Annotated in this window: 18 protein-coding genes and 6 tRNA genes; 10 read left to right on the plus strand and 14 right to left on the minus strand. The window is 72.0% G+C overall.

What is annotated here, in order from left to right:
* Positions 1–4 precede the first annotated feature (4 nt).
* From thrS to DEO23_RS11950, 6 genes are all read right to left on the minus strand, one after another.
* Positions 5–2,005, minus strand: a complete 2,001-nt coding sequence (gene thrS / locus DEO23_RS11925; RefSeq protein ID WP_109276250.1) for a threonine--tRNA ligase — start codon at positions 2,003–2,005, stop codon at positions 5–7.
* Positions 2,006–2,186: 181 nt separating this feature from the next.
* Positions 2,187–3,713 carry an L-lactate MFS transporter gene (locus DEO23_RS11930; protein ID WP_109276251.1) on the minus strand — a complete coding sequence of 509 codons (1,527 nt, stop codon included), beginning with the start codon at positions 3,711–3,713 and terminating at the stop codon, positions 2,187–2,189.
* A gap of 250 nt (positions 3,714–3,963) precedes the next feature.
* Positions 3,964–4,038, minus strand: a tRNA-Val gene (locus DEO23_RS11935).
* 30 nt (positions 4,039–4,068) lie between these two features.
* Positions 4,069–4,139: transfer RNA gene (locus DEO23_RS11940), tRNA-Cys, on the minus strand.
* A gap of 78 nt (positions 4,140–4,217) precedes the next feature.
* Positions 4,218–4,290 (minus strand) — tRNA-Gly (locus DEO23_RS11945).
* A 26-nt stretch (positions 4,291–4,316) separates the two neighbouring features.
* Positions 4,317–4,388 (minus strand) — tRNA-Val (locus DEO23_RS11950).
* Positions 4,389–4,716: 328 nt separating this feature from the next.
* On the opposite strand from DEO23_RS11950, the gene DEO23_RS11955 reads away from it, so the two are divergent.
* The 6 genes from DEO23_RS11955 to treZ all read left to right on the plus strand — a co-directional run bounded on the left by DEO23_RS11955 (position 4,717) and on the right by treZ (position 12,522).
* A tRNA-Gly gene (locus DEO23_RS11955) sits at positions 4,717–4,789 on the plus strand.
* A 26-nt stretch (positions 4,790–4,815) separates the two neighbouring features.
* Positions 4,816–4,887, plus strand: a tRNA-Val gene (locus DEO23_RS11960).
* A 127-nt stretch (positions 4,888–5,014) separates the two neighbouring features.
* A complete protein-coding gene (locus DEO23_RS11965) occupies positions 5,015–5,803 on the plus strand; it encodes an NAD-dependent epimerase/dehydratase family protein (RefSeq protein WP_109276252.1) in 789 nt (262 codons plus the stop codon).
* Between the two features lie 43 nt (positions 5,804–5,846).
* Entirely contained in the window at positions 5,847–8,129 is a 2,283-nt protein-coding gene (gene glgX / locus DEO23_RS11970) for a glycogen debranching protein GlgX (RefSeq protein WP_109276253.1), read from the plus strand.
* A 47-nt stretch (positions 8,130–8,176) separates the two neighbouring features.
* Positions 8,177–10,714, plus strand: coding sequence for a malto-oligosyltrehalose synthase (treY, locus tag DEO23_RS11975; protein ID WP_109276254.1), 2,538 nt, complete (start codon positions 8,177–8,179; stop codon positions 10,712–10,714).
* A complete protein-coding gene (gene treZ, locus DEO23_RS11980; RefSeq protein WP_109276255.1) occupies positions 10,711–12,522 on the plus strand; it encodes a malto-oligosyltrehalose trehalohydrolase in 1,812 nt (603 codons plus the stop codon). Before treY ends, treZ begins: the two co-directional genes overlap by 4 nt.
* A 13-nt stretch (positions 12,523–12,535) precedes the next feature.
* On the opposite strand, the gene zapE is transcribed toward treZ, so the two are convergent.
* Positions 12,536–13,561: a cell division protein ZapE gene (gene zapE / locus DEO23_RS11985; protein WP_109276256.1), complete on the minus strand. Its 1,026-nt coding sequence runs from the start codon at positions 13,559–13,561 to the stop codon at positions 12,536–12,538.
* 118 nt (positions 13,562–13,679) lie between these two features.
* Here zapE and DEO23_RS11990 point away from each other — a divergent pair, with 118 nt between their 5' ends.
* On the plus strand, positions 13,680–14,432 hold the full coding sequence (locus tag DEO23_RS11990; protein ID WP_109276257.1) for a dihydrofolate reductase family protein: 753 nt from the start codon (positions 13,680–13,682) through the stop codon (positions 14,430–14,432).
* Positions 14,433–14,460: 28 nt separating this feature from the next.
* Here DEO23_RS11990 and DEO23_RS11995 read toward each other — a convergent pair whose 3' ends face one another.
* Complete coding sequence (locus tag DEO23_RS11995; protein WP_240613375.1) at positions 14,461–15,816, minus strand: alpha/beta hydrolase family protein; 1,356 nt, start codon at positions 15,814–15,816, stop codon at positions 14,461–14,463.
* Positions 15,817–15,901: 85 nt separating this feature from the next.
* On the opposite strand from DEO23_RS11995, the gene msrB reads away from it, so the two are divergent.
* The 3 genes from msrB (at position 15,902) to DEO23_RS12010 (ending at position 18,255) form a co-directional block, all read left to right on the plus strand.
* Positions 15,902–16,324 carry a peptide-methionine (R)-S-oxide reductase MsrB gene (gene msrB / locus DEO23_RS12000; RefSeq protein WP_109276258.1) on the plus strand — a complete coding sequence of 141 codons (423 nt, stop codon included), beginning with the start codon at positions 15,902–15,904 and terminating at the stop codon, positions 16,322–16,324.
* 91 nt (positions 16,325–16,415) lie between these two features.
* Positions 16,416–17,024, plus strand: a complete 609-nt coding sequence (locus tag DEO23_RS12005; protein WP_276309453.1) for a DUF3000 domain-containing protein — start codon at positions 16,416–16,418, stop codon at positions 17,022–17,024.
* 4 nt (positions 17,025–17,028) lie between these two features.
* Positions 17,029–18,255 (plus strand): ribonuclease D, encoded by a 1,227-nt coding sequence (locus DEO23_RS12010; protein ID WP_109276260.1) that lies wholly within the window; start codon positions 17,029–17,031, stop codon positions 18,253–18,255.
* 9 nt (positions 18,256–18,264) lie between these two features.
* Here DEO23_RS12010 and DEO23_RS12015 read toward each other — a convergent pair whose 3' ends face one another.
* The 6 genes from DEO23_RS12015 to DEO23_RS12040 form a co-directional block, all read right to left on the minus strand.
* Entirely contained in the window at positions 18,265–18,852 is a 588-nt protein-coding gene (locus DEO23_RS12015; RefSeq protein WP_109276261.1) for an NUDIX domain-containing protein, read from the minus strand.
* The gene (locus tag DEO23_RS12020; protein ID WP_165831824.1) at positions 18,849–20,642 is read right to left on the minus strand and encodes a CTP synthase; all 1,794 of its coding nucleotides are present in this window, start codon (positions 20,640–20,642) and stop codon (positions 18,849–18,851) included. Before DEO23_RS12020 ends, DEO23_RS12015 begins: the two co-directional genes overlap by 4 nt.
* 62 nt (positions 20,643–20,704) lie before the next feature.
* On the minus strand, positions 20,705–21,877 hold the full coding sequence (locus DEO23_RS12025) for a glycosyltransferase family 4 protein (RefSeq protein ID WP_109276263.1): 1,173 nt from the start codon (positions 21,875–21,877) through the stop codon (positions 20,705–20,707).
* On the minus strand, positions 21,874–23,571 hold the full coding sequence (gene murJ / locus DEO23_RS12030; protein WP_109276264.1) for a murein biosynthesis integral membrane protein MurJ: 1,698 nt from the start codon (positions 23,569–23,571) through the stop codon (positions 21,874–21,876). Before murJ ends, DEO23_RS12025 begins: the two co-directional genes overlap by 4 nt.
* Positions 23,568–24,398 carry a hypothetical protein gene (locus DEO23_RS12035; protein ID WP_205678959.1) on the minus strand — a complete coding sequence of 277 codons (831 nt, stop codon included), beginning with the start codon at positions 24,396–24,398 and terminating at the stop codon, positions 23,568–23,570. The genes murJ and DEO23_RS12035 overlap by 4 nt, the downstream gene beginning before the upstream one ends.
* Positions 24,395–25,426 carry a copper transporter gene (locus tag DEO23_RS12040; RefSeq protein ID WP_109276265.1) on the minus strand — a complete coding sequence of 344 codons (1,032 nt, stop codon included), beginning with the start codon at positions 25,424–25,426 and terminating at the stop codon, positions 24,395–24,397. Before DEO23_RS12040 ends, DEO23_RS12035 begins: the two co-directional genes overlap by 4 nt.
* Positions 25,427–25,431 lie beyond the last annotated feature (5 nt).

The raw sequence follows: 25,431 nt of genomic DNA on the forward strand, positions 1-25,431 counted from the left end.
CCGCTCACACCTGCGCGCGCGTGCGGATCGACTCGACGATCCTCTCGACGGCCTCGTCCACGGGGATGCCGTTGTCCTGGCTGCCGTCGCGCAGACGGAAGGAGACGGCCCCGTTCTCCTGGTCCTCGCCGCCGGCGATCAGCAGGTAGGGCACCTTCTCCTTGGTGTGCGTGCGGATCTTCTTCTGCATGCGGTCGTCGGAGGAGTCGACCTCGACGCGCACTCCCCGCTCCCGCAGCTTGCGGGCGACCTCGTCGAGGTAGGGCACGTACTCGGCCGCCACCGGGATGCCGACCACCTGGACGGGCGAGAGCCACACCGGGAACGCCCCCGCGTAGTGCTCGAGGAGCACGCCGAAGAAGCGCTCGATCGAGCCGAACAGGGCACGGTGGATCATCACCGGACGCTGCCGGGACCCGTCGGGAGCCGTGTACTCGAGCTCGAACAGCTCGGGCTCGAAGAAGTCCAGCTGGATGGTGGAGAGCTGCCAGGTGCGGCCGATGGCGTCCTTGGCCTGCACCGAGATCTTCGGGCCGTAGAAGGCGGCACCCCCGGGATCGGGCACGAGGTCCAGGCCCGAGGCGTTCGCGACCTCCTCGAGGGTGCGGGTCGCCTCCTCCCAGGTCTCGTCGTCGCCCACGGACTTCTCGGGGTCCCGGGTGGAGAGCTCGAGGTAGAAGTCGTCCAGACCGTAGTCGCGCAGCAGGTCGAGCACGAAGGTCAGCAGGCTCGCGAGCTCGTCGCGCATCTGCTCACGGGTGGTGTAGATGTGCGCGTCGTCCTGGGTGAACCCGCGGGCGCGGGTGAGCCCGTGGACCACGCCGGACTTCTCGTAGCGGTAGACGCTGCCGAACTCGAACAGCCGCAGCGGCAGCTCCCGGTAGGAGCGCCCGCGGGAGCGGTAGACGAGGTTGTGCATCGGGCAGTTCATGGGCTTGAGGTAGTAGTCCTGGCCCTGCTTGGTGACGTTGCCCTCGGCGTCCTGCTCCTCGTCCAGGTGCATGGGCGGGTACATGCCGTCGGCGTACCACTCGAGGTGGCGGGAGGTCTCGAAGAGGTTCTTCTTGGTGATGTGCGGGGTGGAGACGAAGGAGTAGCCGGCCTCCACGTGGCGACGGCGCGAGTACTCCTCCATCTCCATCTTGATCATGGCGCCCTTGGGATGGAACACGGGCAGCCCGGAGCCGATCTCGTCGGGGAAGGAGAACAGGTCGAGCTCGGACCCCAGTCGGCGGTGGTCGCGGCGCTCGGCCTCGGCGATGCGCTCCTGGTATGCCTTGAGGTCGTCCTTGCTGGCCCAGGCGGTGCCGTAGATGCGCTGCAGCATCGGGTTCTTCTCGCTGCCCCGCCAGTAGGCCGCGGCCGAACGGGTGAGGGCGAAGCCGTTGCCGATGTGCTTGGTCGAGGGCAGGTGCGGCCCGCGGCAGAGGTCGGTCCAGACCACCTCACCCTTCTTGGTGACGTTGTCGTACATGGTCAGACCGCCCTCGCCGACCTCGACGTTCGCACCCTCGGCGGCGTCGTCGGCGGTGGACTTCAACCCGATCAGCTCGAGCTTGTAGGGCTCGGAGGACTCCTCGGTCCGCGCCTCCTCGTCGGAGACCTCGCGGCGCACGAAGCGCTGGCCCTCCTTGACGATGCGTCCCATCTGCTTCTCGAGGGCCTTGAGGTCCTCGGGGGTGAAGGGGGTCTCGACGTCGAAGTCGTAGTAGAAGCCGTCGGTGACGGGCGGGCCGATCCCGAGCTTCGCCTCGGGGTTGACCTTCTGCACCGCCTGGGCCAGCACGTGGGCGGTCGAGTGGCGCAGGATCGCCAGCCCGTCGTCGCTCGTGATGTCCACGCCCTCGACCTCCTGGTCCCCGGACAGGGCGGTGTCGAGGTCCCGCAGCTCGCCGTCGATCCGCAGCGCGACGATCGTGGAACGCCCCTCGAACAGCGTGGTGCCCGTGGTCCCCTCCTCGATCTGCTGCGGGGATCCGTCGAGGGTGATGGCGATCTGGGCCACGGGCGTGCTCCTTGCTGGTCGGTTCGAGCCGGCCGACGATGCCGGCTCCACCCGCGATCGTATCCGGGGACGCGCCCCGACCACGAGCGCATTCGCACCTCGGGAGAGGAGAGCGACTCCGCCCTGCCCCCGCCGCCCCCGCTCTGCCCCGCCGCGCGTACGGCGGGGCCGCCCCGTCGGGTCAGCCGGTGAACAGTCCCGCCGCCTTGACCAGCGTCTGCACGACTCCGTAGAGCAGACCCGCCACGACGACGAGGGCGAGCACGCCCGCGACGACGGTGTGCACCGCGGAGGTCGCCCGGCCGTCCTCCCCGTGCCGTGCGGAGGAGGCCCGCGCGGCCGCCTCGCGGTCGTGCTCGGCCTTCTTCGCCACCACGTCGGGGCCCTCGAAGTGACGGGGGTCGAGGGCGCGGATCAGGAGGTTCGCCACCAGGCCGACCGCGAGCACACCGATCATGATGACGAGGGCCAGGCGGTACAGCGCGAAGCCCTCGAGGCCGGCCGTCTTCTGGGTCTCCACGACCGAGTTCACGATCAGCGGCCCGACGATCCCGGCCGCGGACCACGCCGTCAGCAGGCGGCCGTGGATCGCACCCACCTGGTACACGCCGAACAGGTCCTTGAGATACGCGGGGACGGTCGCGAAGCCGCCGCCGTAGAACGAGATGATCACGAGCGCCGAGATCACGAAGATCGCGAGGGCGTGGGAGCCGACGGTCACCAGCAGCAGGTACATCAGGATCCCGACCCCGAGATACAGGATGTAGGTGTTCTTCCTGCCCAGGTAGTCCGAGGCCGTGGACCACACGAAACGGCCGCCCATGTTGAAGATCGACAGCAGTCCCACGAAGCCGCCCGCGGCGACGGCGGTGATGCCGAAGGACGCCTGGATCATCGGGGAGGCCGACTCCAGGATGCCGATGCCTGCCGTGACGTTCGCGAACAGCACCACCCACAGCAGCCAGAACTGCGGCGTGCGCACGGCGCCCCGCGCGGAGACATCGCCCGCGGACTGCAGGGGCTTGGCCGTCGCCCGTGCCGGATCGAAGCCGGCCGGCTTCCAGTCCGGATGGGGCAGACGGATCACGTAGGCCCCGAGCGCGATCACGACCAGGTAGATCACGGCGAGGGTGAGGAAGGTCCCGGTGATCCCGTCGGCCAGGTGCTCCACACCGCCGCCGTACGCCGCCATCAGGGCGTTCGAGGCGGGGCTGGCGATGAGCGCACCTCCGCCGAAGCCCATGATCGCCAGGCCCGTGGACAGACCCGGCCGATCCGGGAACCACTTCATCAGGGTCGAGACCGGGGAGATGTACCCGATCCCCAGACCGATGCCGCCGATGACCCCGTACCCCAGGTAGACCAGCCACAGCTGCCCGGTGGCCACCCCGAGCGCGGCGACCGCGAAACCCACCACCCAGAAGGTCCCGGAGGTCACCATCGACATGCGCGGACCGACCCGCTCGACCCAGGTCCCGGCGATCGCCGAGGAGATCCCGAGCATCGCGATGGCCAGCGAGAAGATCCACCCGGTGGCGACCTCGCCCTGTCCCTCGCTGTAGCCGAAGTGCTCGATCAGCGGCGCCTTGAACACCGAGAAGGCGTAGACCTGGCCGATGCTGAGATGGATCGCGAGTGCCGCCGGTGGGATCAGCCAGCGGTTGAATCTCACGGGCGCGACGATCGCGTCGCGGTCGAGAACCGACATGGGGAACTCCTCGTCATCGAGTGGGGAAGGGAGAGGGCGGGGCCGCCGTCCGGAAGCCGTGCCGGCGAAGCCCCGGCGGAGTCGCGCCGGGAAACGCCCAGCGGCCGGGGCGACGCTGCAGGGAACCCGACCGTGCAGGAGACTATCGCGCGGTCCGGAGGTGCCGTGCGAACGCCGCCATGGAGACCACACGGAGCACGTCGGGACATGAAAGAGCCCCGACCCGCATCTCTGCCGGTCGGGGCTCTGGTGGTGGGCGATACTGGGATCGAACCAGTGACCTCTTTCGTGTCAGGAAAGCGCGCTACCACTGCGCCAATCGCCCGTGTCCCTCCGCGCCCAGGGGCGGGGGTCGAGGTGGGTACGGGATTCGAACCCGTGTACACGGCTTTGCAGGCCGTTGCCTCGCCTCTCGGCCAACCCACCGGGAGAGGCGACCGCCACCAGGACGGCCCCCTCATACGGAACGGCGCTCCCGACAGTGTCGGGCGCGCCGCCTCCCGGAGCGGACGACGGGACTCGAACCCGCGACCCTCACCTTGGCAAGGTGATGCTCTACCAACTGAGCCACGTCCGCATGAGACGGATCCGAGGATCCGCTCGTGGGCGATACTGGGATCGAACCAGTGACCTCTTCCGTGTGAAGGAAGCGCGCTACCACTACGCCAATCGCCCGTCGGCCCCGCTGCTGCGGGATCCACGGTGCCCTCCCGAGGAGCGGAACTCCCGATCGGACCTGGACGAGATTACACCACCAGCGGCGTGAACCCGAACCCGGAAGGCCACTTCGGGCTGTGTCATGAACCACCCTCGCTCCTGGGTCGCCGGACGCCCGGGCACGCGCTCCGCACGGCGAGCGGAGGCGCCACCGGCCACCGGCCCGCGACGGACCGCGGCACCTCGGTGCTCCCCGTCACGCGCATTTGCATCCGCTGCGGCCAGCCCCGTAGTGTTGCGGCTCGTCAGCACGGAACGATCCCCTCGGGACGCCCGATGCCGATACGCGGACGTGGCTCAGTTGGTAGAGCATCACCTTGCCAAGGTGAGGGTCGCGGGTTCGAGTCCCGTCGTCCGCTCCGTCTCCTCGCAGCAGTGCTGCATCGGGCGATTGGCGCAGTGGTAGCGCGCTTTCCTGACACGAAAGAGGTCACTGGTTCGATCCCAGTATCGCCCACCCCTAAGGCCCCGGTCGATGACCGGGGCCTTTTCCGTTCCTCGGACCTCGTTCGCGCCGCCCTCACCGTTCGGTCTCTTCCGCCGATCCCCTGGCCTGTCGCCGGCGGGCATCCGACAATGTCCCCATGAGCGATGATGCGAAGCGACGGATCCTGCTGACCGGTGCCACGGGAGGCGTCGGCACCGCCCTGCTCGAGAGGCTCGACGAGGAGTACGAGATCCTCCCCCACGGCCGGCACACCGACGACCCGGCTCTGCGCGAGCGTCTCCTGACCGCGGACATCTCCGACTACGAGCAGGTCCTCGCCCTGATGGACGGCGTCGACACCGTCGTCCACCTCGCGGGCTCGGCTTCCCCGGAGTCGGAGTGGGAGGCGGTGCTCGAGGCGAACATCGTCGGTCAGCGCAACGTGCTCGAGGCCGCGCACCGGGCCGGTGTGCGACGGGTGGTGCTGGCCTCCTCGAACCACGCGATGGGCGGCTACGACCGGCACGAGCAGTGGCCCGTCTACGCGAGTCAGGTGCCCTGGCCGGATTCGCTCTACGGCGTCTCGAAGGTGTTCGGGGAGGCCCTGGGCCGCTACTACCACGACCACACGGGGCTCGAGGTGATCGCCCTGCGCATCGGCTGGATGTCCGAGGACCCGCTGTCCACCGACGTCGACCTGCTGCGCGCCATGTGGCTCTCCCCCGACGACGCCGCCCGGGCCGTGCGCAGCGCCATCGAGGCCGAGGTGACGTTCGGCCTGTACTACGCGATCTCCGCGAACCCGAACCGTCGCTGGGACATCACCGACACGATGCTCGACCTCGGTTACCGCCCCCAGGACTCCTGGACCGATCGTCCCGGTGCCTCGGAGGAGGTCGTCGAGGGCGGCGCCGACAGTCCGGAGGACTGGCCCGAGGGGTCCTGAGCGCCCGTCCGGGATCGGGCGGTCGCGCGGGTACTGTGCATCCATGCAGATCTGGACCGGCAGGCCCTATCCCCTCGGCGCCACGTTCGACGGCAGCGGCACGAACTTCGCCCTGTTCTCGGAGGCGGCCGAGCGCGTCGAGCTGTGCCTGCTCGACGAGAGCGGCACCGAGACCCGGATCGAGGTCACCGAGGTCGACGCCTTCGTGTGGCACGTGTACCTGCCGGCCGTCCAGCCGGGACAGCGCTACGGCTACCGCGTGCACGGGCCGTACGAGCCCTTCGCGGGACAGCGCTGCGACCCCAGCAAGCTGCTGCTGGACCCGTACGCCAAGGCGGTCTCGGGGATGGCCTCGAACCACCCCTCCCTCTACTCCTACGACTTCGAGGACCCCGAGCGGCGCAATCAGGAGGACTCCGCCGCGCACACGATGCTGGGCATCGTGGTCTCGCCGTACTTCGACTGGGGCACCGATCATCCGCCGGCCCACGAGTACCACGACACCGTCGTCTACGAGGCGCACGTCAAGGGCCTCACCATGCTCCACCCGGGGATCGACGAGGAGATCCGCGGCACCTATGTCGCGATGGGCCACCCCGAGGTGATCCGGCACCTGCAGTCGCTCGGGATCACCGCGGTGGAGCTGATGCCCGTCCATCAGTTCGTCCAGGACGGGCACCTGCTCGACAAGGGGCTGCGCAACTACTGGGGCTACAACACGATCGGCTTCTTCGCCCCGCACAACGAGTACTCCTACGCGGGCGACGCCGGGCAGCAGGTCCAGGAGTTCAAGACCATGGTCAAGAACCTCCACGCCGCCGGCATCGAGGTGATCCTCGACGTGGTCTACAACCACACCGCCGAGGGCAACGACAAGGGGCCCACGCTCTCGTTCCGCGGCATCGACAACGCCGCCTACTACCGGTTGGTCGAGGACGACGAGGCCCACTACTACGACACCACCGGCACCGGGAACTCCCTGGCCATGCGCACGCCGCACGTGCTGCAGATGATCATGGACTCGCTGCGCTACTGGGTGACCGAGATGCACGTGGACGGCTTCCGCTTCGACCTGGCCTCCACCCTGGCCCGCGAGCTGCACGAGGTGGACCGGCTCTCGGCCTTCTTCGACATCATCCAGCAGGACCCCGTGATCTCCCAGGTCAAGCTCATCGCCGAGCCCTGGGACCTGGGAGAGGGCGGCTACCAGGTGGGCGGCTTCCCCCCGCTGTGGTCGGAGTGGAACGGCCGCTACCGCGACACCATGCGCGACGCCGGACGCGCGCAGGACGGCGTGCTCCCCGGCTTCTCCTCGTCCCTGGCCGGCTCCTCGGACCTCTACCAGCACACCGGGCGCACCCCGATCGCCTCCGTCAACTTCGTCACCGCGCACGACGGCTTCACCCTGCGCGACCTGGTCTCCTACGACGAGCGCCACAACGAGGCGAACGGCGAGGACGGCAACGACGGCGAGAGCCACAACCGCTCCTGGAACTCCGGCGTCGAGGGACCGACGGACGACGGCGACATCCTCGCCCTGCGCCTGCGGCGGGCGAAGAGCCTGATGGCGACGCTGCTGGTGAGCCAGGGCGTGCCGATGATCCTGCACGGCGACGAGATGGGCCGCACCCAGAACGGCAACAACAACACGTACTGCCAGGACGACGAGATCTCGTGGGTGGACTGGGACCTCGACGAGGACGCCCAGGACATGCTCGAGTTCACGCGCAGCATGATCGCGCTGCGTCGCACGCACCCGATCTTCCGGCGCCGCCGCTTCCTGGGTGGGACGCCCCCGTGCGCGGAGGAGGGCGCCCTGCCCGATGTGCTCTGGCTGGGCGTCGACGGCGAGGAGATGACGCCCGAGCAGTGGGAGGATCCGCTGAACAAGTGCGTGGGCGTGTTCCTCAACGGCTCCGCGATCCCCGAGCCCGACGCCCGCGGGCGGCGCATCGTCGACGACTCGGCGCTGATGCTGTTCAACTGGGCGGGCAACGACGTGGAGTTCCGCCTGCCGTCCGAGGACCTGGGCTCGGCCTGGTACGTCGCCTCCGGCACCGCGCATCAGCACGACCTGGGCGAGATGCTCGAACCGGGACGGACCATCACCCGCCCCGCCTACTCCGTGCTGATCCTGGGACGTCATCCCGAGGACGCGGATGTCGCCGGCGACCGGGGCGAGGAGGCCGGCGGCGCCCTCGGCGAGCGCCGCCGCGGCGAGGGCGCTGCTCTCCCTCCTCGGGACGGGGGCTGGTCGCCGTCGGTCCAGAGCGCCGGTCCGCTCGGGGCGCCCGTGATCCCGTCGGCCGCTCCCCAGCGCGGCTGAGGACCCCGTCGAGCATCCGCGAGAACAGCTGACAAGGAGCACCGCCCGTGGCCCGAGAGTCCGCATCCGATCCCGGCAGCCGCATCGTCCCCACCAGCACGTACCGGCTGCAGCTGCATGCGGGGTTCACCGCTGAGGACGCCGCCCGGCTCGTGCCCTATCTCGCCGAGCTCGGAGTGGGGCACGTGTTCTGCTCCCCCGTCCTGCAGGCGGCGCCGGGCTCCACCCACGGCTACGACGTCGTCGACCATGCGCGCATCGGCGAGGAGATCGGCGGCGAGGGGGCGCTGCGCTCGCTCGCGGACGCTGCGCACGCGCACGGCATGGGGCTGGTCGTCGACGTCGTCCCGAACCACATGGCCATCCCCACGCCCGTCTGGCACAACCACGCCCTGTGGTCGGTGCTCCGGGACGGGCCCGCCTCACCGTTCGCCTCCTGGTTCGACGTCGAGATCTCCGCGCAGAACTCGATCCTGATGCCCGTGCTGGGGCGTCCGATCGGCAGCGTGCTGGCCGACGGCGAGATCGAGGTGACCCGCACCGGCGTCCCCCAGCCGGACGGCTCGGTGCGCGAGGAGAACGTGGTGCGGTACTACGACCACGTGCTGCCGATCACCCCGGGCACGGAGGAGCTGGGCGTGGCCGATCTCCTCGAGCACCAGTGGTACCGACTGGCCTACTGGAAAGTCGCCGACGACGAGCTGAACTACCGTCGCTTCTTCGACGTGGACACGCTGGCCGCGGTGCGCGTCGAGCTGCCCGAGGTGTTCACCGCGACCCACTCCCTGCTGCTGGACCTGCACTCCGAGGGCGTGATCGACGGCTTCCGCATCGACCACATCGACGGTCTGGCCGATCCGCGCGGCTACCTGCGCGACCTCCAGGACGCCTCCGGCGGGGCCTGGGTCGTCGTGGAGAAGATCCTCGAGGGCGAGGAGCAGCTCCCCGGCGACCTCCCCTGCGAGGGGACCACGGGCTATGACGCCCTGTGGCGGGTGGGAGGGCTGTTCCACGACCCGCACGGAGCCGCGGGGCTGACCCAGCTGTGGCAGCGCACCACGGGGGATCTGCGTCCCTTCGAGGAGGTCGCGGCGGAGTCCACGGACCTGATCATCTCCACCAGCCTGTGGGCGGAGGTGGAGCGCCTGACGGACCTCGTCCACCGCATCTGCGCGGAGGACATCCGCCTGCGCGACACGACCCGACGACACATCCAGCAGGTGCTGGTCGCGCTGCTCGCCGCGATGGACCGCTATCGCGCCTACATCGTGCCCGGGGAGAGCGCGAACGGCGGCGAGAGGGCGGTGCTCGAGGCCGCGGCCGGACGCGCTCGTCTCGGCCTCGGCGAGGACGAGGACGTCCTGGACGCCCTCCGGATCGTCCTCGCCCTGGTGTGCGGTGACGAGGTCGGCAGCGCCGGGAGGACGGCGAGCGCGGACCGCTCCGAGCTGATCGTGCGCTTCGCACAGACCTGCGGCCCGGTGCACGCCAAGGCCCGCGAGGACACCGCCTTCTACCGCTTCCCGCGCTTCCTGCCGGTCACGGAGGTCGGGGCCGATCCCGAGCGGATCGGGGTGGACGGCGACGATCTGCACGAGCACTGCCGGCGGATGGTCCACACGCAGCCGGATTCGATGACGACGCTGTCCACGCACGACACCAAGCGCAGCGAGGACGTGCGGGCGCGCCTGGCCGTGCTGACCGAGATCCCCGAGGAGTGGGCGTCCACGGTCTCGGCCCTCGAACGCGCCGTGGGCGAGGAGATCGGGGACCAGGTCGACGGAGCGGTCCGTCTGCTGCTGTGGCAGACCCTGCTGGCCACCTGGGAGCTGCCCGGCGCGCCCGTCCCCCGGATCGACGAGGAGCGCCTGCTGGGTTACCTCGACAAGGCGATGCGCGAGGCCAAGTCCTTCACCACCTGGACCCGGCAGGACTCCGTCTACGAAGAGCAGGTGCGCACCATGGCACGCGCCGCGCTCGCCTCCCCCGCCGTGGATCGCCTGCTGAGCGAGCTCACCCGCCGCACGCTGCCGGCGCAGCGCGCAGCCATCCTCGGCCAGAAGCTCGTGCAGCTGACCATGCCCGGTGTCCCGGACGTCTACCAGGGCACCGAGAGCGTCGAGCTCTCGCTCGTGGACCCCGACAACCGTCGGGACGTGGATCACGGGTCGTACGCCGCGCGCCTGCGGCGACTGCGCGAGGGCGTCCGGCCCGAGGGGGTGGCCGACGAGAAGCTCTGGCTGACCCATCGGGCGCTGTCCCTGCGCAGACGGCGTCCGGATCTCTTCGGCGGGCGCACCGCCGCGTACCGTGCCGTGCCGACCTCCACGTCCCATGCCGTCGCCTTCGGCCGGGCCGTCGGCGAGGGCGAGCTCGAGGTCATCACCGTCCTGACCCGCCTGGCCCACGGTCTCTCCCACCGCGGAGGCTTCGACGATGCCGTGGCGGTGCTCCCCGAAGGCCGCTGGCACGACCTGCTCAGCGGACGCCGGGTCACGAGTGGCACGGTGCGCCTCTCCACCCTGCTCGAGGAGTGGCCGACCGCCCTGCTGGTCCGCGAGGACGTTCCCGGGCAGGCCCGATGAGCGCCGCTCGCCCCGTCCCCTGGCGCGATCCGCGCTCCCTCGAGGTCTGGGCGCCCGCCGCCCACCGGGTCCACGTGCGGGTGGACGGCGGCGAGCAGCTGATGGAGAGCTCCGCCGACGGCTGGCACCGTCTGCCGGGGGTGCGGCCGCGACCGGGCACCCGGTACGCCTTCCGCCTGGACGAGCAGCGGGACTGGCTGGCGGACCCGCGGTCGCTGTCCCAGCCCGACGGGGTCCACGGCGAGAGCGAGATCGTGGACCCCGCGCTGTTCCCCCACGCCCCGTGGGAGGGACGGGACCTGCGCGGGGGCGTCCTCTACGAGCTGCACGTGGGGACCTTCGCGCCCGCGCCCGACGGCGGCACGGGCACTCTGGACACGGCGATCGGCCGGCTCGACGAGCTCGTGGAGCTGGGGGTCGACGCGGTCGAGCTGATGCCGCTGGCGTCCTTCCCCGGCGAGCGCGGCTGGGGGTACGACGGCGTCGCGCTGAGCGCGGTGCACGCCCCCTACGGCGGCCCCGCAGCCCTCGCCCGCTTCGTCGAGGCCTGCCATGCCCGCGGCCTCGCTGTCGTCCTCGACGTGGTGATGAATCATCTGGGACCGGACGGCAACCGCCTGGGCGATTTCGGTCCCTACTTCACCCGCCGGCACGAGACGCCCTGGGGCTGGGCGGTGAACCTCGACGACGAGGGCAGCGACGAGGTGCGGGCCTTCCTGCTGCAGGTCGCCCGGCACTGGCTCGTGGACATGAACCTGGACGGACTGCGCCTGGACGCCGTCCACGAGCTGCGCGACGACTCCCCGCGCCACCTCCTGGCCGAGCTCTCCGATGCGGTCGCGGACTGGGAGCAGGAGATCGGCCGACCACTGACCCTGATCGCGGAGTCCGACCGCAATGATCCCGCCACGGTCACCCCGACCGCGCGCGGCGGCCTCGGCATGGACATGCAGTGGGCCGACGACGTCCACCACGCGGTGCACGCATGGATCAGCGGCGAGCGCCAGGGGTACTACGTCGATTTCGGCGGTGTCGACGTGCTCGCCCGCACCCTCACCCGTGTGTTCGAGCATGCCGGCACCCATTCGACGTTCCGCTCGCGCACCTGGGGCTCGCCGGTGGATCCGGATCCGAGGGCGGGCTACGACGCGCACTCCTTCGTCACCTTCCTCGAGGACCACGACCAGGTCGGCAACCGCGCCCACGGGGACCGCGTGCACCAGGGCCTGTCAGCGACCGAGCACGCCGCCGCGATCGCCCTGATCCTGCTGGGAGCGCCCACTCCCATGCTGTTCCAGGGCGAGGAGTGGGCCTGCTCGGCACCGTTCAGGTACTTCACCGACCACGAGCGGGAGCTGGGACGGATGGTCACGCAGGGGCGCCGCGAGGAGTTCGCCGAGATGGGCTGGGACCAGAGCGAGGTCCCCGATCCCCAGTCCCGGGACACGTTCACCGCATCCTTCCTGGACTGGGACGAGCGGGACCGGGGCGCCCACGCCGAGATGCTCGCGTGGCACCGCACCCTGATCGCCCTGCGGCGCGGCGTCCCCGAGCTGCGGGATCCCGACCTGCGGGAGGTCCGCGTGGAGGTCCTCGACGAGGACTCGCTGATCCTGCATCGGGGCGCTCTGCGCATCCTGGTCTCCCGGGGCGCCGGGACCACCACCTGGGAGACACGCGAGGGCGAGGAGCTGCTCGCGTCCTTCGGGGCGGTGCGGCGGGAGGGCTCGGTGTCGGCACCCGGCACCGGGTCGAGCGCCCGAGCCGCCGGCCTGGAGGGACCCGGCGTCCTCGTCGGGCGTCGCTGAGCGCGGAGCGGGTCTACGCCGCCTCGAGGATCTTCGCCCCGTCGCGCGCGAGCGAGGTCAGACGCGAGAGCGAGCGGTAGTACTTCTTGCGGTACCCGCTGCGCAGCAGCTCGTCGGTGAAGATGCCCGCGACCTCCTGACCGCTCGCGAGCACCGGGATCTCCCGGTCGTAGAGCCGATCCACCAGCACCACGAACCGCAGACCGTTGTTGTGGTCGGCGATCGTGGCGACCTCGGTCAGGTGCGCGCAGGTGACGTCGTCGAGCATCGCGCCGTAGCGGGAGGGGTGCACCGTCTTCAGGTGGGCCAGCAGCGGCGGGAGCGCATCGAGGGTCGCGCCGGGGGTCGCGTCGGCGTGCTCGCGCACGGTCCGCTCCGGCAGGGCCGGGGCCTCCTCGACGGCCTCGCGCCGCCGGTAGTCCTCGCCGTCGATCCGCAGCACGTCGAAGCGCTCGGACATCGACTGGATCTCCCGCAGGAAGTCCTGGGCGGCGAAGCGTCCCTCGCCCAGCGCCTCGGGCAGCGTGTTGGAGGTCGCCACGATCGCGACACCGCGGTCGGAGAGCTCTCGGATCAGCCGGGTCATCAGCAGGGTGTCCCCGGGGTCGTCGAGCTCGAACTCGTCGATGCAGACGAGCGACGCGTCGGCCAGCAGGTCCACGGCCTTGGTGAAGCCCAGCGCCCCCACCATGTTCGTGTACTCCACGAAGGTGCCGTAGACGCGATGGCCCGAGGTGACGTGGAACAGGGAGGTGAGCAGGTGGGTCTTGCCCACACCGAAACCACCGTCGAGGTAGAGGCCGCGGGCGGCCGTCGGGCGCTTGCGGAACAGCCCCTTGAGTCCTCCCGTGGAGCGACCGCGACCGATGCCGCGCGCGAACTCGGCGATGCGATCCTTCGCCTCGGCCTGGGAGGGGTACTGCGGATCGGGCACGTAGTTGTCCAGGCGGGCCCGCGCGAAGCGGGGCGGGGGCACGAGATCGGCGACGAGGCGATCGAGGGACGGGGCAGGGGTGCGCTCGGTGAGGGACTCGGTCACGGCCGACCAGTCTAGGGGCTGACGGTCCCGACTGGCCGCACAGCCACGAGGTGCGAGATCATCGTGGCCCGTCCCCGGGTTCCGACCGGGTGCCCGCGTCCGGACCAGGAGGATCATCGTGCAGCTGCTGTGGAACGGGGGCCGTGCGCTCGCGTCGCCCCGTGAGATCACGGAGGACGACGCCGGGGCCCGCCAGCTCGCCGACCTGTACGCCACCGATCCCGGGCGCCCCGGCATCCGCGCGATGATGAACGCGACCATCGACGGGGCCATTATCGGCGACGACGGCACCAGCGGTCCCCTGCGCAACCCCACGGACTCCTTCGTCTTCTCGGTGCTCCGGGCCGTGACCGACGTGGTGCTCGTCGGCGCCGAGACCGTTCGGGTCGAGGACTACCGCAGGCCACGGGGCCGCCGGGACCTGCTGGAGCCCTCGCTCCGTCCGTCCGGGGCGGCGCGGCCGGCGCTCGCGATCATGTCCCGCACGGGCGAGCTGCCGGACTCGATCCGGGCGGACTGGCCCACCCTCCTGGTCACAGGTGCCGCCCATCGCGAGCAGGCGATCGAGCGCAGCGGGCTGCCCGAGCAGAACGTGATCAGCGCGGAGGACCCCACGGCGATCCGCAGGGCTCTCACCGAGAGGGGGTACCGCGCGATCCAGCTGGAGGGCGGCACCACCTCGCTCGCGCGCTTCGCCGCCGCCGGCGAGCTCGACGAGCTCTGCTTCTCCACCACCCACCGCACGCTCGGGGGCCACTCGCCGCGCGTCCTGCAGGGCGAGGCCTCACGGACGGACTGGGAGCTCGACCTGCTCGCCGTGGGAGGCCACGCGACGATCACCCGCTACCGTCGCGCCGCAGGTCTCCCCTGACGTCACCGGCTCCCCGGTCGCCGGGGCGTCAGACGCGGGTGCCGATCGACCCCTCGAGCGGGGCGGCAGCAGGGGACCTCGTCGGCAGCTGCAGCGCCTCGACGTCGACCTCGAGGCCGAGGAGCCCGACGAGATGCTCGGCGAGCAGTCGCTCGTACCGCTCCGGGTCCCGGTTCCACTCCCTGGTGTGGCTGGCCCCGGCGAAGGGCACGAACCGCACCAGGTCCGGCCGCAGGGAGGCCAGGTGCGCGCTCGGCCCGGTGGGCACGGTCGTGTCCTCGAGCGCGTGGATCAGCAGCGTCGGATGGTCCAGTCGGGCGGCGAAGTGCTCGGCGTGCATCTCCGAGAGCGCGAGGGGCTCGTGCAGGCGCACCACGCGCGCCCCGAGGACGCTGGTCATCATCCACAGGGCCAGACGGCGCAGCGGGGCCGGGGCCCGCAGCGCCTTGGCGTGGTAGGTGAGGATGTCCTGCCAGTCCACCGCCGGGGAATCGAGGACGAGACCCGAGATCGCCTCGGGGTGGGCGGTGTGCAGGGACGTGCGCAGCGTGATGCCGCCGCCCATCGACCATCCCATCAGCACGATCCGTCGGGCGCCGTGCGCGAGGGCGTACTCGATGCCGGCCTCGGTGTCCTCCCACTCGTCCAGACCCAGGTGGTGCATGCTGTCGGCCGAGACCGCGGCCCCGGTGTCGTTGCGGTACGTCAGGGTGAGGGTGGTCAGACCGAGCGAGTGCAGCAGCGGGAGGACCCGCAGCGCCTCGCCGCGGGTGGCGCCGTGGCCGTGGGTGAGCACGACCCAGGTCTCCCCGTCCGCAGCGGGGTCACCGTCCCCGGGCACCAGCCAGGCCGGCATCGGGCCGACGGGCGAGGAGATCTCGACCTCCGTCGTGGGCAGGCCGTGGGCGGTCTCCGGCGTGCCCGCCCAGAAGAATCCGTCGCTGCCCGCGGGGCCGACCTCGAGAGGCGTGTCGGTGTCCTGCGCGAGCAGGGAGCGGGCCACCGTCGTGGGCGTCGGCCGTCCCAGCACCGTCCCCAGACGCACGTGCGCGGCGCCGCCGGACTGGCGCAGCGCTAGGTACCCCTCCCGCCGCGCCTCCGCCGTCGCGTCCAGGTGCACGCGGTCGGCGTGGACGGCCCGGACGGCCTGGTCGGGCCTGGCGTGGCGGGACATCTGCGGGGTCAGGGGGATGCGCGCCATCACGCGCGCCGCGGCCGTCAGCGCCGCTGCGCTGAGGGTGAACGCCCCCACGGCGCCGACCGCACCGACCACCAGGGTGTTCGACCACCGGCCCCGGGGAGCCTGCCGTGCTGCTCCCGCGCCCTCGGGATCGCGCCGCTCCGGCCTCGTGGATGCCGTGCGGGACGTGATCAGGCGCATCATGCCGGGCAGTCTACGTCGGCCGTAGGATCGGACCATACGCAGACGGGCACGCGATGTGCCCAGCCCTCGAACGGAGGAACCAGTCATGAGCAACGGACCGATCGGAAGCGGCCAGTACCCGATCCAGCTCGACGAGTCCGCGTGGCGCGAGCGACTGACGCCCGAGGAGTACCAGGTCCTCCGCGAGGGCGGTACCGAGCGTCCCTTCAGCGGCGAGTACGAGGAGGTGCGCCCCGCCGGGACGTACGCCTGCCGCGCGTGCGGGGCCGAGCTGTTCCGCGCCGCGGAGCAGTTCGACGCCCACTGCGGCTGGCCCGCCTTCTGGGCGCCGCGCGACAACGACGCCGTCGAGCTCCTCGAGGACACCTCGATGGGGATGCGGCGCGTCGAGGTGCGCTGCGCGAACTGCGGCTCGCACCTGGGCCATGTCTTCGAGGGCGAGGGCTTCGCGACCCCGACCGACGATCGCTACTGCATCAACTCCCTGAGCCTCGTCCACGAGGGCTGATCCGCGCCTCGGCGTCGCTGCCGGACGCTCCCGGGAACGGTCACGGCGCGCCTCGATCACCCGCGCACGGCCCCGGGCTAGGCTCGCCGCCGTGCCCGTTCACGAGTTCCCTGCAGCCGCCCGCGCCTTCAGCACGGCTATCGAGGAGATGACCCGTGCGCCGCTGAGAGCAGAGGTGCAATGGGCCCCGATCCCCGCCCCCGGCCGGATGGCGCCCCACACCTGGGCCGCCTCGGGCGAGGTGGTCCTGCACGACGAGGAGGTCGCCAGCGGCCGCCTGGTGGTGCTGCACGATCCGGCGGGCGAGGAGACCTGGAAGGGCGAGTACCGGATGGTGGTCCTGGTGCAGGCGCAGCTCGAGCCGGAGTTCGCCATCGAGGCGATGCTCGGGGACGTCGCCTGGTCGTGGGTCACCGAGTCGCTCGAGCTGTTCGACGCGGAGGCCCGTGAGCTGGGCTGCACCGCCACACGCGTGGTCTCGCAGAGCTACGGCGCACTGGCCGGCCGGGCCTCCACGGTCGACGTCGAGATGCGTGTCTCCTGGACCCCGACCTCCTCTGACCTGGCCCCGCACTTCTCCGCCTGGACCGCGATGCTCGCGGCCGCAGGCGGTCTCCCTCCCGCTCCCGCGCAGGTCGCGCCACTGGTGCCGTCCCACCGGGCGCGCTCGCGCCACAGCTCGGCGGACAGGGAGGACTGAGCACGTGGTCGAGACCCCCTCCCCCGCCGACAGTCCGGACCCCACCCCGCTGAGCGCGCCGCGCGACGGCCTGGTGCCGGTGATCGACCGCATCCAGCCGCTGCTGGTCTGGTGCGAGGCCGCCGCCGCGGATCCCGACGAGCCCGTCGCGGTCGACGCCGAGCGCGCCTCCTCCTACCGCTACAGCGCGAAGGCCTACCTGGTGCAGATCCGCACCGAGGCCGCGGGGACCGCTCTCATCGATCCCCTCGCCTTCACCCTCCCCTCGACCTTCCTCACGCTGATGAACGAGCGGGAATGGGTCCTGCACGCCGCCACCCAGGACCTCCCCAGTCTGGGAGAGATCGGCCTGCGGCCGCGGAGCCTGTTCGACACCGAGCTGGCGGCCCGCCTGCTGGGGATGCCCCGCGTGGGGCTCGGCGCGGTCGTCGAGGACACCCTGGGGCTCCGCCTGGCCAAGGAGCACTCGGCGGCGGACTGGTCCACGCGCCCGCTGCCCGAGCCGTGGCTGGTGTACGCGGCCCTGGACGTCGAGGTCCTCGTCGAGGTGCGGGACGTGCTCGCCGCCCGACTCGAGGCAGCCGGCAAGACCGGCTGGGCGCGCGAGGAGTTCGCCCACGAGCTCGCGCACCCGCTCCCGGCCACCCGCGCCGAGCCCTGGCGCCGCCTGCACGGCATCGGCGCGCTGCGCTCCTCCCAGCAGCTCGCGGCCGCGCGCGCGATGTGGGAGCGTCGCGACGAGCTGGCCCGCGCCCAGGACCTCTCCCCGCACCGCGTGATCAAGGACCGCGCGATCGTGGACGCCGCGAAGGTCGCGACCGTCTCCCACACGGCGTTCCTGGCCGCTCTGCCGAAGTCGCTGCGCGGCAAGGAGCCCTGGTGGCAGGCGGCGCGTTCGGGGGCGATGGCCCCTGAGGCGCACCTGCCCCCTCGGGCGGAGCCCTCCTACCCTCCGCCCCACAAGCTGTGGTCGAAGAAGTGGCCGCTGGTCTGGGAGCGCTACCAGGTGATCCGCGGCGCCGTCACCGAGCGGGCCGAGCAGCTCGACCTCCCCTCGGAGAACCTGATCACCCCGAGCCTGCTGCGCCAGTGGGTGTGGGAGCACGAGACGCCGGGCGGGGCCGAGGAGATCCACGCCCAGCTGACGGGCCTCGGGGCGCGCGACTGGCAGGCGGGGATCGTCGCTCCCGTCCTCGCCGGCACGGCCACGCGCTCCCCGGCCGCGGGCTGAGGCTCGCGCTCAGGTGCCGAGGGCCCGCAGCGCCAGCACGGCCGCGACCAGGGTCGCGTTGGTGAGCTCTCCCGCCCGTATCGCCCCGAGGACGTCGGGGAGACGAGCCCAGCGCACCTCGATCTCGGATTCCTCGTCCTCGCGCTCGAAGTCGACCTCCGCGCGCGTGAGGTCCGTGGCCAGATGGATCCGGATCAGCTCGCTCGAGCTGCCGGCCGAGGGGTGGATGTCCAACAGGTGACGCATCGACCCCGCCGCGTACCCGGTCTCCTCGGCCAGTTCCCGGCCGGCGGCCTCGAGAGGGTCCTCGCCCTCGTGGTCGAGCAGCCCCGCGGGCAGCTCCCAGAAGGTGCGGGCGGCGGGATGGCGGTACTGGCGGATCAGGAGCACCCGGACCTGCGAGGGATCACCGTCCAGCGGACCGTCGACGGCGAGGATCGCGGCCGCCCCGGGATGGGCGATGTACTCGCGGGCGAACGCGACACCCGGCGCGAAGTCGACCTCGTCGCGCACGACGTCCCAGATCGCCCCCCGGTGGACGACGCTCCGGGAGGTGACGGGACGGGCCCCGGCCACGTCCCGGAGCGCCTCGCTCATGCCCGGTCCTCGGCCTCGTCCTCGGTGCCCTCGCCCGCAGGCGTCCGGGCGCCGGCGGCGACGGCGGGCTCCTCGCCGCTGTGCTCGCTGTGATCGGCCCGGACCTCGAGGAGGCGGGTCGACTTCTGCAGCTCGACGGCAGCACCGACCAGACCGGCGAACAGCGGGTGCGAACGGGTGGGCCGGGACTTCAGCTCGGGGTGCGCCTGGGTGCCGACGTAGAAGGGGTGGACCTCGGCCGGAAGCTCCACGAACTCCACGAGCGAGCGGTCGGCCGAGACGCCGGAGATCACCAGGCCGGCGTCCTCGAGCTCGGACCGGTAGGTGTTGTTGACCTCGTAGCGGTGGCGGTGGCGCTCGGAGACGCGGGTGCTGCCGTAGGTGCGGGCCGCGAGGCTGCCGGGGACGAGCTCGTGGTCGTAGGCGCCCAGGCGCATGGTGCCCCCGAGGTCGCCCTCACCGGAGACGATGTCGGCCTGCTCGGCCATGGTCGCGATGACGGGATGGGCGGTCTCCGGCTCGAACTCCGAGGACTGCGCGTCCTCCCAGCCCAGCTCGGTGCGGGCGTACTCGATCACCATGCACTGCATGCCCAGGCAGAGGCCCAGGGCGGGCAGGCCCTTCTCGCGGGCGTAACGCAGGGCGCCCACCTTGCCGTCCACGCCGCGGATGCCGAAGCCGCCGGGCACGACGATCGCGTCGACGTCCTTGAGGGCGGCCTGGGCACCGTCGGGACTCTGGCACGCGTCCGACTCGATCCACGCGATCCGGACCTTGGTCGAGTGGTGGAAACCGCCGGCGCGCAGCGCCTCGGTGACCGAGAGGTAGGCGTCGGGCAGGTCGACGTACTTGCCGACCAGGCCGACGGTGACCTCGTACTCGGGATGGTGCACGCGCTCGAGCAGCGAGTCCCACGTGGACCAGTCCACGTCGTGGCTCAGCAGATCCAGGCGGCGGATCGCGAAGGCGTCCAGTCCCTCGTCGTGCAGCACGTGGGGGATGTCGTAGATCGAGGGGGCGTCGGGGCAGGTGACGACGGCGTCGAGGTCGACGTCGCACATCGAGGCGATCTTCGACTTGACGGAGGTCGGCAGGGCCCGGTCGGCCCTCAGCACGATCGCGTCGGGCTGGATGCCGATCGAGCGCAGCGCGGCCACCGAGTGCTGGGTGGGCTTGGTCTTGAGCTCCTGGCTGGGCCCGATGAACGGCACCAGCGAGACATGGACGAAGAACACGCTGTCGCGGCCGACGTCCTGGCGCACCTGACGGGCGGCCTCGAGGAACGGCTGGGACTCGATGTCGCCGACGGTCCCTCCGATCTCGGTGATGATCACGTCGACGTCGTCACTCGCCTGCGCGCGCATCGACTCCTTGATCGCGTTGGTGATGTGCGGGATCACCTGCACCGTGTCACCGAGGTACTCGCCGCGTCGCTCCTTGGCGATGACGCCGGAGTAGACCTGGCCGGTGGTGACGTTGGAGTCGGCGGAGAGGTTCTCGTCGAGGAAGCGCTCGTAGTGGCCGATGTCCAGGTCGGTCTCGGCACCGTCCTCGGTGACGAAGACCTCGCCATGCTGGAAGGGGTTCATGGTGCCCGGATCCACATTGAGGTAGGGATCGAGCTTCTGCATCGTCACCCGCAGTCCGCGGTTCTTCAGGAGCATCCCGAGCGAGGAGGCCGTGAGCCCCTTGCCGAGGCTCGAGACGACACCGCCGGTGACGAAGATGTGCTTGGTGGTGCCTGGATTCCGGAAGGGCTTGGCGGCCGGGCCGGAGCCGGGGCGAGCCATCGATGCGGACGGGGTCTGCGGGGGGTTCACGCTGCTGTCTGCCACGGAATCTCAACCTAGCATCAGACGGCTCCTCCGCGCTCCCGGCGCGACGGGTCGGACAGAGCGATCCCGAGCACGTCGGACAGCTGCCGGGCGAGCTCGCCGGGCCCGGGCAGTTCTCGGGCACGTGCGAGCGAGGCGTCGGCGGCGCGGCCTCGCGCCCCGGGGTCGGCCATCGCCAGGATCTCCTGCGCCAGCGCCCGGGTGTCCCCGACCTCGACCAGCCGTGCGGCGTCCCCGGTGACCCAGCGGGTGCCGCCGGCATCGGTCGCGACCACCGCACGGCCCGCCTGCAGCGCCTCCTGGAGGAAGACCGGCTGGCCCTCCCACAGCGCGGCGGAGACCACGACCTGGCACTCACGCAGCAGGGCGGGGACGTCCTCGCGTCTGCCCAGCAACGTCACCGGGAGGCCCTCGGTGGTGATCCTGCTGCGCAGGTGCGGCTCGAGCGGCCCGTCGCCGGCGATGCTCACGTGCACGCGCGGGGCGGCGGGCACGCGGCCGATGTGGGCGACGGCGTCGAGCAGGTCGTCCAGACCCTTCTGCGGGGCGAGCCGGCCGACCGTGAGCACCTCGAGCGTGCGAGCGGCCGGAGATCCCTCTTCCGCCGTCTCGCCCTCGGGGGGTCGGGCTCCCGCGCCGGCCCGGGCGGGAGGCCTCTCCTCCGCGGCGCTGCCCGAGCCCTGGCCGGACGGCGCCGGGATGATCGCGTGCTCGAGCGCGGCCACGCCCCTCACCAGCGCGTCGAGGTCCGGGGACACGGTCAGCACCACGTCGGCGCGCCGGCGGATCGTGGCGAGCAGCGCCCGTCCGATCACGCGCAGGGGCAGCGGACCGTCGACCCGATTGTGCAGCGTCACCACGAGTCGGGGCCTGCGAGGACGGCCGCCGCGGGCGAGGGCGGCGAGCGCACCCGCGCGCAGACCGTGGGCGTGCACGGCCTCGACGCCGTCGGGGCCGCCTCCCCGGTGCATCGCCGTCCGCAGCCGGCGCACGGTGACCAGGTCCCGCGGCGAGGGGCGCGAGGGGATCCGCACGGCGGCGTCGACGGGGACGGCGCCGCCCGCCTGCAGGACCTCCCGCTCCATGCGCACGTGCGCGGCGAGCCCTCCGCTCGCGGTGGGCTCCACGATCAGCACCCGCGGACGGGCAGCGGCGGGACCGCCCGCCCGGCCCGGTGCCGCGCCGCTCATGCTCGGTCGGCCCGTCGTGAGCGGAGGCGGCGCAGCAGCCCGAGGGCCGTCGAGCGATCGGTCAGCATCATCGCGCCGAGGGCGAGCAGGCTGCCGGTGGCCCCGGTGAGCAGACCGATCAGCACGCACAGCAGCTCCGAGGTGCCCTGGTCCACGAGCGCCCGACCCAGCAGGAGCCCGGGGATCGCCGCGGCGATCGAGACCAGCGCACCCACGGGCACCACCCGCGCGAGCGGCGCGCCGGAGCCCGGCCCCTCGAGGAGGTCGGCGACCCGGACCAGTGCGGTGATGCCGGAGACCCACATGCCGGCGCTCAGAGCGAGGCCGAAGGCCGTCGCGGCGACGGCGGCGCTGCGACTGGTGGACAGGGCGGCGACGCCCACGATCAGCACCCCGCCGACGACCCAGCCGATCGACCCCACCACGAGGGCGTCACGGGCGCGCATCGCGGCCGACAGCAGGCGCGTGCACTGCATCGTGATCGCATACGGCAGCAGTCCCATCGAGAGGGCGGCGACCGCCGCCCCGACCCCGTCGGCCCCGGCACGGTCGATGTGGTGGAAGAAGGCCTCGATCGCGGGGCCGGCGGCGAACAGGGTGGCCGCTCCGACGGTCGCGATCACCACCACCGAGCGCAGGGAGGCGCGGGCCGTGGTCGCGAACCCGCGCAGGTCCCCGACCAGCCGCTGCTCGGACAGGTGCGGGAAGACGCTCGTGATCAGAGGGACGACGAGCACGGCGTAGGGCAGCAGGTAGATCGCCTGGGCGTACTGGAAGACCGGCAGGGTGCCGGTGCCGCCGGTGCGCATGGCCAGCAGCAGCACGAGGGCGAGGGCGAGCTGCTGGGCCCCGACCGTGCCGAGGCCCGCTCCCGCCAGTCGCAGCGCCTTCGAGGCCATCCCCGGGGGCATCCGCACGGCGAAGCGCAGGCGCAGTCCCGCACGACGGGCGGGCACGAGCACCGCGAGGGCCATCACCACCACGCCGGCGGTGGTGCCCCACGCCAGCAGCCCCTGGGCGAGCGGGGAGATCGAGCCGGCCGTCGCGACGGCCGGCACCGCCGCGGCGTACAGCCGGTAGGAGATGATCACGACGAGGGAGGACAGCAGCGGCACCAGCGCCGGCCAGAAGAAGCGCTTGCGGGCCTGCAAATAGGCCCCGAGCACGACGGTCACCCCGTACAGCGGCAGCTGGATCGCGAAGATCCGCAGCATCGTGGTGCCCAGCGAGAGCACCGCGTCGTCCGTGTCGCTGCTGGAGAGCACGAGCGTGGCGATCGGCTGCGCGAGCGCGGCCACCAGGATCGCCAGCGGCACCGTGAGCAGCAGCATCCAGGTCAGCAGCGCCGAGATGATGGTGTCCGCCCGGCGGCGCCCCTCCCCCGTCACGTCGTTGTCCACGAGCCCGGCGACCAGGGGCACCACGCTGGCAGCGAGCGCGCCGCCGGCGGCGACCTCGAACAGGAGGTTCGGGACCAGGTTCGCGCTCGCGTAGGCGGTGCCGACGTCGCCCGCACCGACGCTCGCACCGAAGACGAGGTAGCGCAGGAATCCGATGATGCGGGCGGCGAGGGTGATCACCAGGATCAGCGTCGCGCCGCGGACGATCGCGCGCGCGGTCGCGCCCGGCGACCCCGGGGCCTCGGGGCCGCTGCCGGCGCCCTCGAGAGTGGGATCGGGAACCGACCCGCTCATGCGCCCTCCTCCGTCGCTGCAGCGCCCGCCGCGGACGAGGAGACGTCCGCTGAGGACGTGTCCGGGACGCGCCGACCGAGATGGTCCAGTCGACGCAGCAGGGGCCGGGAGTCGATGACCGCGCTGAAGCTCACCCGTTCGCTGGCCAGCGTCAGCACACCGAGGACCCCGAGCACGCCGAGTCGACCGGCGGGCCCCAGACGCCGGGCGGCCGCGGAGCCGACGAGTGCGCCGAGCACGTTGGCGCCGGTGTCCCCGAGCATCCCGCGCTCGGTGAGATCGGTGGGGAGGGCCGCGACCCCCAGCGCTCCGGCGAGGACCGCGAGATCGCGCCCGCCGGTGTCGCGGGCGCCGCCGCCGGATGGCAGCGCGAGCAGCGCCGCGCAGGCCGTCGTGACCTTGAGCGCGCGGCCCGGTCGCAGGTCCAGCAGGTTCGCGAGATTCGCAGCGCCCGCGGAGATGGCGCCGTCCAGGACGACCCCCGCGGCGGTGCGCCCCGGAACGGCAGCCGCGGTCCCCAGGCACAGCAGGGGGATGCCGAGCGCCTTGGCCGCACCGGTGGTGAGCGTGCCGCGGCGCAGAGCGCCCAGATGTCCGCGCAGACCCTTGCTGGGAGCGATCCCGCGAGCGCGCAGGAACGGCTCGAGGACGTCGTCCGCGAGGCCGAGGGCGCCGATCCCGGCCACGCCGACCGCATCGACACGGCGACGCCCGACGGCCAGCAGGGCGACCGCGCCGCCGGCGACGGCGATGCCCTCGGCGAGGGTCACCTCGCGGCCGGCGTGGTTGTGCCGACGCAGGACCCGCAGGGGATCGGGACGGCTCATCCCTCGCCCCCGCCGTTCCCGCCGGTGTCCTTGCCGCCGTCGTCGCCCGCGCCGGAGCCGCCGGGGACCTCGGGGACCCGGTCCTGGGCATCGGACGCGGTCCCGTAGCTGCCGGTGGTGCCCCGCACCTGGTCGGCCAGCGCCAGCACGGCGATCGTCGGCCCGTCCGGGGACTGCAGGCGGTCCCCGCTCGAGACGCCCTTGAAGCGCGAGTCACCGCGCACCGTGCGCAGCAGTCCGGCGCTGTCGTCGTTGGTGGGGGTCGAACCGGAGACGACCGTGGGGATGCTCGTGTCCACCAGGGCCTGCAGCAGGCCGGTCTGGGCCTGCAGCAGCAGCCGGGTGCGCTCGGAGGAGGTCTTCGAGTCGTCGCCCGCGACCGCCAGGTCGTCCGGAGCCGCGCTCGCCATCACCACCGAGTCCACGCTCGCGCGGGTCGAGCCGTCGACGGCGACCAGCCGAGCATCGGTGAGCACGGCCCACATCCGCTCGCGCTTGCCGGCGCCGAGGGAGCCGTCGGTCAGGAGGGTCCCGGTCACGGTGGTCAGGGCCTCGGCGTTGGAGTCCGCGCCCTTCTTCGCGCCCGCGACCACGGAGCCGTCGATCTTCTCGAGCTCGGTGAGTGCCTCGGCGCGGCTCCGCCCCTGGGAGGGGTCCCACAGGGAGCCCTGCAGCTTCACGGACACCGGGGTGTCGGCCCCGGCCTCGTCCAGCAGGGAGGAGACCGAGTCGGCCGGGGACTTCACGGAATCGTCGTCGTAGACCACGGCCGTGCTGCGGCCGTGGAGGGTCCCGGAGACCAGATCCGGGCCGGTCCTGGAGATGAACGCCCCCAGCTCGTCGTTCTGGGAGGTCAGCGACTCGTTGTCGGCGCGCAGACCATCCTTCTCCGTGCGCAGCTGCTCGACCTGCCCGGTCAGCTGGGACCCCAGGTTCTCGCGCAGCGGGCCTGCCCCGAGCACGATCCCCACCGCGAGGGCGAGGAACACGGAGATCAGGGAGACCAGGTGGTAGCGGAAGTCGATCACGGACC

Source organism: Brachybacterium endophyticum (genome assembly GCF_003130585.1).
GTDB lineage: Bacteria > Actinomycetota > Actinomycetes > Actinomycetales > Dermabacteraceae > Brachybacterium > Brachybacterium endophyticum.